This window comes from Streptomyces cucumeris, assembly GCF_024295805.1.
GTDB classification, from domain to species: Bacteria; Actinomycetota; Actinomycetes; order Streptomycetales; family Streptomycetaceae; genus Streptomyces; species Streptomyces cucumeris.
This window is the reverse complement of record NZ_JANCLX010000036.1, coordinates 1-10,943: the sequence shown is the minus strand read 5'-3', so window position 1 is coordinate 10,943 and position 10,943 is coordinate 1. Positions and strand designations below refer to the sequence as shown.

The following is a 10,943-nucleotide window of genomic DNA, read 5'->3' as shown; positions in this document are numbered from 1 at the left end:
TCCTTCAGCCGACCGGCACGATGGCGTTGCCGAGGAAGTTCGGCAGTTCGGTGAGGCGCCGCTGCTGGGCGTCGAGGTCCACCGGGTACTCCTCGCGGTAGCGCCGGGTCACTTCCTGCACCTCCTGCCAGGTGGCCGGTCGCACACCGCCGTTGAGAGCGGGGGCCAGCTCGTCGTAGAGGCTGGTCCCGGGCCGCAGATAGAGCTGGTTGATGCCGAACCACGCGGGCATCCCGGCCGCCCAGTCCACCAGCCGTCCGGAGACGCACGCCTCGTCCCCGGGCAGCCCGAGGAGGACGAACGCGAAGGGGGTGATGCCTGCGTCGCGGAGTTTCATCACCGCGTCGTGGACCTGCTGTTCGGTGACCCGCTTGTGCACCCCGGTGTCGGCGATGGCGGGTGACTCGGCGCCCAGCCACATGCCCTGGCAGCCGGCCTCGGCCCATTCGGAGACATCGTTCTTCAGCACGATCTCGGCGCGGGTCTGGCCCACCCAGCCCAGCCCCCGGCCCTTCAGCCGCCCGCACAGCTCGCGGTAGAAGCCCTTGTTGATGCCGAAGACGTAGTCCAGGAAGAACACGAACTCCAGCCCCGCCGCCTGCTGGGCCTCGATCTCGGCCAGCACCCGGTCATGCGGCTGGGTGCGCATCCGGGTGCCGAACGGCAGGTGGCAGAAGGTACAGCCGTAGGTGCAGCCACGGGCGGCCAGCACCATGCCGCACGGACCGGGCATCGGCAGTCCCCCGGTGATCACCTCGGCGGTGTACCGCGCCACCGGAACCAGGTCGAAGGCGGGGAACGCGAACTCCTCCAGCGGAACCGGGGGGTAGGGCCGCGCTCCGGTGGACGCCAGCAGGTTGCCGGAGTCGGGGGTCAGCACCGGGTCGGTGGCGCCCGCGGTGAGGGAGCGCACCGCGCTGACCGCCGCCGAGTCCACCTCGCCGAGGGCGACGTGGTCGACACCGAGTTCGGCCCGGGTGGCCTCGGGGAGATGGGTGGGGTGGGCGCCGACCGCGAGGGTGCGGGCCCGGGGGAAGCGCGCCGTCGCGCGTTCCACGGCGGCCGCCACCGGGCCCAGCTCCAGCGGGTAGCACTGGGCCCGGTCGGCGATCGCGGTGATGGCGATCAGCAGGTCGAAGTCGTCCTCGGCGGTGTCGGGCTGGTCCTGGAGGCGCTGGTCCCAGATGGCCACCGCGTGGCCGTCGGCGCGCAGTTGCCCGGCGGCGGTGACCGCGTCCAGGGGCAGTTGCACGAAGTACTGGTCGAACGGGTTGCTGGGGATGACGAAGCAGATGCGGGTCATGGGCGCGTCACTCTCACAGGGGGGAGGGGAGGTCGGCGGGCACGGAGTGCACGGGCTCGGCGGAGCGGGCCAGCTCCGCGAGCTGGCCGATACGGCGCACCGGCGCGAAGTCGTACTCCGGCGGCGAGGTGTCGGCCAGCAGTGCGGTCATGGCCCGGCGCAGCGCGTTCTCCAGCGGGGAGTCGTACACCAGCCACTCCTGGCGGCGGCCGCGCAGATCCACCGTCAGCCGGTGGGTGTTGCGCGGCAGCGCGGTGCCGCGCGGCAGGCTCACCGGGTCCAGCTCCAGGGTGAACCGCGCCGGGCCCGCGTCGAGTTGGACCAGCCGCAGCCGGTCGTCGGCTGCCGGGCCGGGCCGTGCGGCCCAGCCGGGCACCGGAACCCAGGGCTCGGAGTCCGGTCCGACGATGCTGGAGTACAGCTCGACGGCGCCGAACCCGTCGAGCGCCACCGTGTCATGGGCGGCGGTGCTGATGAGTTCGGGATCGGGCGCCACGCGCACGGTGTCCGGGCCGGGCGCGGTACACAGATAGCTCCGGAACGATGCGCGGGGCAGTACGGTGCCGAGCAGGGCGAGCATATGGAGCCACTCGTAGCCGAACACCCCGTAGTCGCGGTCCACGAACCGCCCGGCCGCGATATCGGCGCGGCGGTCCTTCACGAACGCGATGCGCACCGCGCTCACCGGGTCGTGGCGGGCGACGTCCTGTTTGACCGTCTTCAGCAGCGCGGGCGCCTGGGCGTGCTGGTACTGGTTCATCACCACCATCCGGGCCCGTGGGTACTCCCGGAGCAGCGCGCCGAACGCGGGCACCTCCCAGGAGCCGCACACCGGTTTCTCCACCAGCAGCCGGGCCGCCGGGTCCCGGGCCAGTACGGCCGCCACGGTGGGCAGGTGATCGGCGGTCGGGGTGCACACCGACCACAGGTCCACCGCGGGTTCGGCGGGCAGCTCCGCCACCGACTCCGCGATCCGCATTCCGGGCCGCCGCAGCGACCGGGCGGCCGCGTCGACCACGCTCACGGTCACCCCGAGCGACTCCAGCAGCCGGTGGTGCAGCCGCCCCGCCACGCCGTAGCCGACGACGCACACATGTGTCCTACCGGGCATGGCCGGCCACCTCGCTCGGCGGCTGCGCGGTCCCGCAGAGGTACCGGTCGTAGTAGGCCGTGAACAGCCCCGCCTCGTCGATCGCCCGGTTCACCGGATCCAGGTGCACACCCGGCGGGAACGCGTCCAGGTCGCGGCAGAGCCGCTTCGCCGCGAGCAGCGTGCCGGCGCGGTAGGCGTCGTAGCCGCGGTTGGCGATCCCCTCGTACTCGAAGAGGTTCAGCGAACGTCCGTCGCCCAGGACGGTCACCGACTTCCCCGACGGCAGCGCGTAGTGCAGTCCCACATGGGGGATCACGGTCTCCCGGGCGTCGGCGTGGCCGTCGGCCAGGAGGCTGAAGTCCTTGGTGGCGAAGCCCGCGAGGAACACCCCGTCCGGCAGCAGCGGCAGATCAGCCGGGGTGACCGCGAGTTCACCGGTGCCGCCCATGATGAGGAACGGACGGCGGTGGGTCAGGGCCTCGGCCGTGGAGCGGTAGGTCTCGAAGCCGTCCTCGGCGGCGGTGATGAGAGTGAGGACGTCGGTGTCCACCACGCCCACCCGGCAGCCCAGGGCGCGCAGCGCGTGCGCCGTACGGGAGCCCAGGGTGCCGTAGCCCAGCAGCAGCACATGGCGGCCGATGAACTTCTCGCCCGGGATGATGGCGCGCAGTCTGCGCACGCACGAATCGGCGATCTCGTTGTAGCCCAGCTCCGTCTTCACCTGCGAGCGGGCCATGTTGAACACCGGGATGGTCAGCTTGCCGGGCGCCCCGGCGATGCGCTTCAGCCCGCTGACGGTGAGTTCGACGGCCGCGTCGACGTGTTCCAGGAACGGGTCGTCGGAGCCGTAGCCCTGCGCGAGCAGCCCTCCGTCGTCGATGACCAGCACCCGGCGGCCCTCGGCGTGCGCCCGGCCCACGAAGGCGCTCACCCGCTCGTTGACCCTCCGGGCGTGGGCCAGGGCGGTGCCGTCGGCGGTGCCGTTGATCACCGAGTTGTCGAGGGTGTCACTGCGGTAGCCGTGGCGGACGAACCAGGCGTGCACCCGGTCCCGGTGCTGGGTGCGGTCGCCCTTGGAGAGCGCGTAGATCCACTCCCGTGGCAGTCCCGCGCGCTCCATGGCGAGCAGGAAGCCGACGCTGTTCTCCACGTAGTGGTCCCGGAAGACCAGCGCCCAGCCGGTGAGCGCGGGTTCGGGGGTGGCGTAGCGTTCGACCAGCGGCAGCCCGTTCCGGATGGACCGGATCTCGGCGGCGGTGTAGCAGCGCGCCCGCAGCCCGATCTCCGCGACCAGCGCGGCGTACAGCTCCCCGGCCCGCTCCGGCAGTGGTCCGGCGGTGGATGTGGCGCTCACCAGCACCCGTCGCCGGGGCGGGGCGGGCAGGACCGGGTCGAGCGTGCCGGGCGGACCGTCCGGCAGCGGCCGGCTGCGGATCTCCAACCGGGCCCCGGCCACGCTCACCACATGGTCGTCCGGGCCCCGGGAGACGAGCACCGGCGCGTCCCCGGACGCCTCCTGCCGGCCGAGGACCGTACGTATCGCGTCGAGCAGTTCGGCGCCGTCCAACGGGCCGTCCAGCACCTCGTAGGGACCCACGGCGGGGGGAGGGGGAGCACCGGGGGTCTCCAGCGGATGACTCGGTGCGACTTCGGATAGTGACATAACTCCCGTCCACGTCCGGCGAACAACGGAGAGGCGGTTCCTGCGTCGGCACACGTCGTTCGCACTCGGTGGCACGTCAGCGCGGGACCCTCCCGGCAAGACTGCGACGCGGCCGCCGCCGCGGGCATCTGTCGTTCGACTGCGCCGGACCGGCGCCCCTATCAGTCGTCCGGCCGGACGGCCACCCCCGTCGCATCCGTCGTCCGACTGGGGGTGCTCCGCGGGGCCGTCCGAAACCGGCCCCCATGCGCTGGATCCACACCGGGCGTTCGGTGAAGGTGATCCGTGAGCCGACGGGGGTCTCGACACAGGGAGGACCTCGTATGCCGGTCGTCGGACGGGCGGATGAACAGCGCACCCTGGCCGCGATGGCGGCCGCCGCGCGTGACGGCCACAGCACGGCCCTCCTCCTGCGCGGCGCGGCGGGCACCGGCAAGAGCGCCCTGCTGAGCGATCTGGCCGAGGGATCCGCCGACGGTCTGCGGGTGCTCTGGGCGATGGGGGCGCGCAGTGAGGCGGCGCTGCCGTTCGCCGGACTGCACCAGGTGCTGCGGCCGCTCATGCGGTTCGAGGGGCGGCTGCCGCCGCCCCAACGCGCCGCGCTGCGCTCGGCGTTCGGGATGGACACCACACCACCCGACACCTTCCTCACCGCGCTCGCCGCGCTCACCCTGCTGTCGGAGGCGGCCCAGGAGACACCGCTGCTGCTCCTGGTGGACGATGCCCAGTGGATTGACGCCGCGTCCGCGGACACCCTCGGATTCGTGGCCCGCAGACTCGGACCCGAAGGCGTGGCGATGGTCCTCGCCGTCCGCGACGGCTCGTCCTTCCAGGCGCCCGGCGTACCCGACCTCACGCTGCGGCCCCTGGACACCCCGGCCGCGGAGCGCCTGCTCACCGATCTGGCCCCTGAAACGACCCCGGCCGTACGGGAGTTACTCCTGCGGGAGGCCGAAGGCAATCCGCTGGCGCTGACCGAACTGTGCTCCGCCCTGAGCCGGGACCAGCTGCGCGGCGCCGCCCCGCTGACCGACGGCCTTCCGCTCACCAAACGGCTGCACCGCGTCCTCCCGCACAGCGCCGAACCCCTGCTCGCCGAGGAGTCCGGGGTCCTGTTGCTGGCCGCGGCCGAACCCACGGGGTCCCTCACCACCATCCTGGCCGCCGCCGACCACGCCGACCGGGCCCTGAACGTCCTGCACCAGGCCGCCTCCGCCCGGCTGCTCACCATGAACCAGCAGTCCGTCCGCTACCGGCACCCGCTCTACCGCTCGGTGATCTACCAGGGCGCCGCCCCCGACCGCCGCCGCGCCGCCCATCTCGCCCTGGCCCGCGCCGTCCAGGACGAGGACCAGCGGATCTGGCACCGGGCGGCCGCCGTCACCGGACCGGACGAGGAACTCGCCCGCTCTCTGGTCACCCTGGCCCGGCGGGTGCGGCACACCGGTGACGCGGCCACCGCCGCCCGCGCCCTGCGCCGCGCCGCCGCGCTCACCCCGGAACCGCGTCACCGGTCCCGCTGGCTGATCGACGCCGCCGAATGCGCCTGGACCGCCGCCGAACACCACCAGGCGGAGCTGCTGCTGCGCCAGGCCGAACCCCTGGCGGACACCCCCGGGCTGCGCGCCCGGCTCGCCCAGTTGCGCGGCGCCATCACCCATGCCTCCAGCGACCCCGCCGTGGCCTGCGCCACGCTGCTGGACGGCGCCCGGCTGGTACTCGACTCCGACCCCGAACTGGCCCGCGAGACCCTGACGATGGCGGCGCGCTCGGCGTGGATCGCCGGTGACCCGGTCCGGCTCGACGACGTCGCCGAGCTGCTGGAACGTCTCGCGCGGGACTGTCCCGACCCCGAGGCCACGGTGTCCCGGCGGATGGCCGAGCGCTGCCGCTATCTCAGCGGGCTGGCGAACGCGGCGGCCACCGACGGGCCGACGCCCTACCGCACCTCCTACAGCGACCTCCACCAGGCCGCCCCGCTGAGCTGTCTGCCGCGCACCAGCGTGATGCCCTGGGCCGGCCCGCCCACCTTCCTGCCCTATCTGGTGGGGGTCACGGACACCGTCCTGGACGCCTACCAGCGGACCCTCGACACCCTGCACCGGGACGGTTCGGCCGGGGCGCTGCCGATGCTGCTCGCGCCGATGGCCACGCTGCACCTGGTCACCGGCCGCTGGACGGATGCCATCGCCCTGGGCACCGAAGGCGTCTCCCTGGCCGACGAGACCCGGCAGCTCGGCCCGGCGAGCCATCTGCGCGCCCTGCTGGCCTGGCTCGCCGCCGTCACCGGTGACGGCCACGGCTGCGACCGGCTGGTACGGGAGGCGCTCGACATCGCCGAACCCCACCGCATCCCCTCGGCGGCGGCGTTCGCGTACTGGGCGCTGGGGCTCCAGGCGCTGTCCGACGGGCGGCCCGACCGCGCGGCACACATCCTGGCCGAGGTCACGGCGGCCGACAGCCCGCGTTTCCACTTCATGATCAGCTGGTTGGCCTACCCCGATCTGATCGAAGCCCTGGTGCGCTCCGGTGAACCGGACCGGGCGCGCGAGGCGCTGCACCGCTTCGAACGCCAGGGTGTGCCCGACGAGGCCACCCAACTGCACGCGGCGCTCCAGCGCTGCCGCGCCCTGCTGGCCCCCGACGCCGAAGCCGATGCCCTGTTCCACCGGGCCCAACGGGCCGCCGGGCTGTCGGTGTTCGAACTTGGCAGGACCCAACTGCTGCACGGGGAATGGCTGCGCAGGCGCCACCGCGTCAAAGACGCCCGGGAACAGCTGCGCCGGGCCGAGGAACGGCTGCGCACCGCCGGAGCCGTGCCGTGGGCCGAACTGGCCCACGCCGAGCTCCGGGCGGCGGGGGTTCGGGGGACGGGGATCCGGGCCGCCCGGCCCGCCTCGGTGGTGTCCGGGGAGGTGGTATCGCCGTCCGCGCGGCCGGCGCCGTCCACACCGTCCGGATCCTCCACACCGTCCGGGGCGCCCGCACCGGACACACTGCTCACCGCGCGCGAGCTCCAGGTCGCGCGGCTGGCCGCCCAGGGGATGACCAACGGGGAGATCGCGGCCCGGCTCTTCCTCAGCCCGCGGACCGTCGGCTACCACCTCTACAAGGTGTTCCCGAAACTGGGTATCACTTCGCGCAATCAGCTGTCGCTGTGCTTCGGCGAAGCCCTGCTGTCGACCGGTCAGCACCTGGGTGACCGGGCTTCCGGCCAGTGACGGTGGCCCGTCGGACAGGGGGTCCATGAGATTCGGCCAACCTGGTCAGGGGGCCGCCGCAGGAGTCTCGATGGAAATCCCTAGCGTTGTGTTTGAGGACGCGCGGCACCGCCGTGGCACGGCCGGATGCGGGTGTCGTCCCTCGTGAGGAACCCTTGCCGGGGTGTGCGGGGGCAAACCCGCCGGTGTCCGAAAGCCCCTGTGATTGCGCCGAGTTATGACCGTGGGCTGATTCACGGTTACCACGGCACAGCAAAAGGATCAGCGGTCGGGAACGATCCCAGAACGCGGAATATCCTGTTCCGTAACGGCGGGTGACGAGTGCCGCTGTGATCATCCGCCGTTGAACACTGCACCTTCCGAGGGCGGTTGTCTCGTTCGTTGCTCCGAAAACCACCTCGACTTGATGATCCGTTCGACCCTGCCAGCATGTGGCGGCGCGGGCCTGATCACGGCCCGACCCCCAACGAAGCCGAAAGACAGGAGTCGACCCATGTCGCGTCCCTCCCGGCGCCTGGTGCTGCACCGCGGTGCGGCGGGCCTGGCCGGAGCGGTGCTCGCCGGACCGGCCGCCGTGGCCGCCGCCCCGGCCGCCCACGCCCGTCCCGCCGCCGACAAGGACCACCCGAGGGCACATGGACCCGCGGGCCACGAGATGCCCGAGCCCTTCGACGAGATCTATGAGGGCCGCCATATCGAGGGCTGGCCGGAGGAGGGCGGTCACGGCGGTCACGGCGGCCATGACGGTCCGCACGAGGGCATGGGGTTCGTCGTCCGGATCGACAACGACGACCTGCACGTCATGGAGAACGCGAACGGCAGCTGGGTGAGTGTGGTGAACCACTACGAGACGTTCACCTCGCCGCGGGGCGTGGCCCGCGCGGCCGTACGCGAACTCAACGGCGCCGACCTGGTCCCCGTGGTGACCGGCTGAGATCCACCAGCCCGGTATCCCCCCACCTCCCGAGGAGTCCCCGACCCATGGCAGTCCGGAAGAACCAGGCGAACCTCACCGCCACCGAGAAGCGCGACTTCGTCGACGCCATCCTGGAGCTCAAGCGCACCGGCCGCTACGACGAGTTCATCAGCACCCACAACGCCTTCATCATGTCCGACACCGACAACGGGGAGCGGACCGGCCACCGTTCGCCGTCCTTCCTGCCCTGGCACCGCAAGTTCCTGCTGCAGTTCGAGGAGGCACTGCAGAGCGTCACCCCGTCGGTCACCCTGCCCTACTGGGACTGGACCGTGGACCGTTCGCCCCGCAGCTCGCTGTGGGCCGAGGACTTCCTCGGCGGCGACGGACGCAGCGGTGACGGCCGGGTGACCAGCGGGCAGTTCGCCTTCGGCAGCGGCAAGTGGCCGATGAACATACGCGTGGACGGCCGGACCTTCCTGCGCCGTGCGCTCGGCGCCGGGGTCCGCGATCTGCCCACCCGCGCCGAGGTGGACCGGGTGCTCGCCATGACCACCTACGACGCCGCTCCCTGGAACAGCTCCTCCGACAGTTTCCGCAACAACGTGGAGGGCTGGCGCGGCCCCAATCTGCACAACCGGGTGCACGTCTGGGTCGGCGGTCAGATGACCACCGGGGCGTCCCCCAACGATCCGGTGTTCTGGCTGCACCACTGTTTCATCGACAAGCTGTGGGCCGACTGGCAGCGGCTGCACCCCCGGTCGGGATATCTGCCGACCACCGGCACCACGAACGTCGTCGCCCTGAACGACACCATGAAGCCGTGGAACGACGTCACCCCGGCCGACATGCTGGACCACACCCGGTTCTACACCTACGCATGACAGGTGCATGACTGACCGGGTCGGCCGACGGCGGTGCGACACCGGGGACCGGGCCCGTGCGGCCCGGCCCCGGGCGGTGGCGTGGCACGCTGGGCACGCGCAAGTTCCGCACCACCCGAGGAGATGTACCACGTGCCGCAGCACCATCCGGCGGAGGAGTCCCTCGCCGCCCCGGCGGTCCTCGCCGAGGAGCGCAGACTCCAGAAGGACCTCGGATTCTGGGGACTGACCGCGATCGGCTTCTCCAACATCCTCGGCTCCGGCTGGCTGTTCGCGGCCATGTACGCGGCCCAGGAGGCCGGGCCCGCCGCCCTGCTGTCCTGGGTGGCGGCGGGTGTGCTGTGCGCACTGATCGCCCTGGTCATGGTGGAGCTGGGAGCCACCCGCCCGGAGGGCGGCGGCACCGTGCGCTGGCCGCTGTACGCGAGCGGACGGCTGGTCGGCACGATGATCGGCTGGTCCGTGGTGCTGTCGGTGGGCGGCACGGCGGCCGAGATCAGCGCCATCATGCAGTACGCCGCCCATTACGTACCGGGTCTGTACGACCACGGCAGGCTCACCGCCTCGGGCCTCGGCGTGGCCGTCGCGCTGAGCGTGCTGCTGACGGCGCTCAACTGGTTCGCGGTGCGGATATTCGCCCGGATGAACAACCTGGTGTCGGTGTTCAAGGTGGTCGTGCCCGTCGTCACCATCGTCGCGCTGTTCCTCTCCGGCACCCACGGCGGACGTCTCACCGACCACGGCGGCTTCGCGCCCTACGGCTATGCGGCGTGTCTGACCGCGCTCGCCGGTGGCGGCATCGTGTACTCCGTCAACGGCTTCCAGGCCCCGCTGGACTTCTCCGGCGAGGCCCGCAACCCGCGGCGCACCGTACCGGCCGCGGTGCTCACCGGGATCGGCCTCGCCGTCCTGGTCTACCTCGGGCTCCAGCTGGCCTTCCTCTACGCGGTGCCGGAGTCGCTGCTGGCCCACGGTTGGCAGGGGGTCAACTTCGAGTCGCCCTTCGGACAGCTCGCGCTGGTGCTCAACCTGCACTGGCTGGCCACCCTGCTCTACGCGGACGCGGTGGTCTCACCCGGCGGTTCGGCCTATGTGGGAGTGGCCATCGACGCCCGGCACACCTACGCCCTGGCCAAGAACGGGCTGCTGCCGCGCTTCTTCATGCGGATCGACCCGCGGTCCGGGATGGCTCACCGGGCCCTGGTGCTCAACCTCGTGGTCATCGTGGTCTTCATGCTGCCGTTCGGTGGCTGGCAGGACATCGTGAGCGTGATGGGGGACATGTATCTGCTCATCTACGCCGCCTCGGCGGTGGCCGTGGCCGCGTTCCGGGCGCACGACCGCGAGCGGGGCGTACCGCGGGCCGAGGGGCAGGTGCCCGGTGTGCGCTGGATCGCCCCCGTCGGCTTCGTGGTGGCCACCGAGTTCGTCTACTGGTCGGGCTGGCACGACCTGCGGCTCGCACTGCCCCTGGTGCTGGCCGGAGTTCCGCTGTTCCTGCTGCAGCGCCGTGGCGCGGACGGGGTGCCGGTCCGGGAGGAACTGCGCCACGGCGCCTGGCTGGTGCTGCATCTGGCCGTACTGACGCTGCTGTCGTGGCTCGGGACGTTCGGCGGCTCCGGACGGCTCCCCGCGCCGTACGACTCCCTGGCGGTGGCCGCCCTCGCGGGCGCCGTGTTCTTCTGGGCGGTGCGTTCGGGCGCCGACCATCTCAGGACGGCGCCGCCCGCGATGTCCTAGGTGTATTGGCCCGCAGGGTTGTTCACACGGTTGATCGGTGGCTGACCTCCGAGTGCGGTGTGGCAGCGATGGTAGTTGTAGGTGTGGAGGAAGTCGGCCAGGGCTGCGCTGCGTTCGTCGTTG

The 10,943-nt window shown here is 72.0% G+C and carries 7 protein-coding genes and 1 pseudogene; 4 read left to right on the top strand and 4 right to left on the bottom strand.

Translation table 11 applies throughout. The features are described from left to right. Positions 1–4: 4 nt before the first annotated feature. From NMK44_RS34785 to NMK44_RS34775, 3 genes are read right to left on the bottom strand one after another with little or no spacing between them, the layout of a single operon-like run. Positions 5–1,303, bottom strand: a complete 1,299-nt coding sequence (locus tag NMK44_RS34785; RefSeq protein ID WP_254750715.1) for a B12-binding domain-containing radical SAM protein — start codon at positions 1,301–1,303, stop codon at positions 5–7. Between the two features lie 13 nt (positions 1,304–1,316). Continuing rightward, positions 1,317–2,414 (bottom strand): Gfo/Idh/MocA family oxidoreductase, encoded by a 1,098-nt coding sequence (locus NMK44_RS34780; RefSeq protein ID WP_254750714.1) that lies wholly within the window; start codon positions 2,412–2,414, stop codon positions 1,317–1,319. Next, entirely contained in the window at positions 2,404–4,059 is a 1,656-nt protein-coding gene (locus NMK44_RS34775) for a hypothetical protein (RefSeq protein WP_254750713.1), read from the bottom strand. The genes NMK44_RS34780 and NMK44_RS34775 overlap by 11 nt, the downstream gene beginning before the upstream one ends. Before the next feature lie 323 nt (positions 4,060–4,382). Between NMK44_RS34775 and NMK44_RS34770 the strand changes: the two genes are divergently transcribed. The 4 genes from NMK44_RS34770 to NMK44_RS34755 all read left to right on the top strand — a co-directional run bounded on the left by NMK44_RS34770 (position 4,383) and on the right by NMK44_RS34755 (position 10,820). Then, a complete protein-coding gene (locus NMK44_RS34770) occupies positions 4,383–7,280 on the top strand; it encodes a helix-turn-helix transcriptional regulator (protein WP_254750711.1) in 2,898 nt (965 codons plus the stop codon). A gap of 493 nt (positions 7,281–7,773) precedes the next feature. After that, positions 7,774–8,214, top strand: coding sequence for an apotyrosinase chaperone MelC1 (gene melC1 / locus NMK44_RS34765; protein ID WP_254750709.1), 441 nt, complete (start codon positions 7,774–7,776; stop codon positions 8,212–8,214). 47 nt (positions 8,215–8,261) lie between these two features. Beyond that, complete coding sequence (gene melC2 / locus NMK44_RS34760; RefSeq protein WP_254750707.1) at positions 8,262–9,080, top strand: tyrosinase MelC2; 819 nt, start codon at positions 8,262–8,264, stop codon at positions 9,078–9,080. Between the two features lie 123 nt (positions 9,081–9,203). Next, the gene (locus NMK44_RS34755) at positions 9,204–10,820 is read left to right on the top strand and encodes an APC family permease (RefSeq protein ID WP_254750705.1); all 1,617 of its coding nucleotides are present in this window, start codon (positions 9,204–9,206) and stop codon (positions 10,818–10,820) included. On the opposite strand, the pseudogene NMK44_RS34750 reads toward NMK44_RS34755, so the two are convergent. Further along, positions 10,817–10,943, bottom strand: a pseudogene (locus NMK44_RS34750) (IS481 family transposase); the annotation flags it as partial. The gene NMK44_RS34755 and the pseudogene NMK44_RS34750 overlap by 4 nt on opposite strands.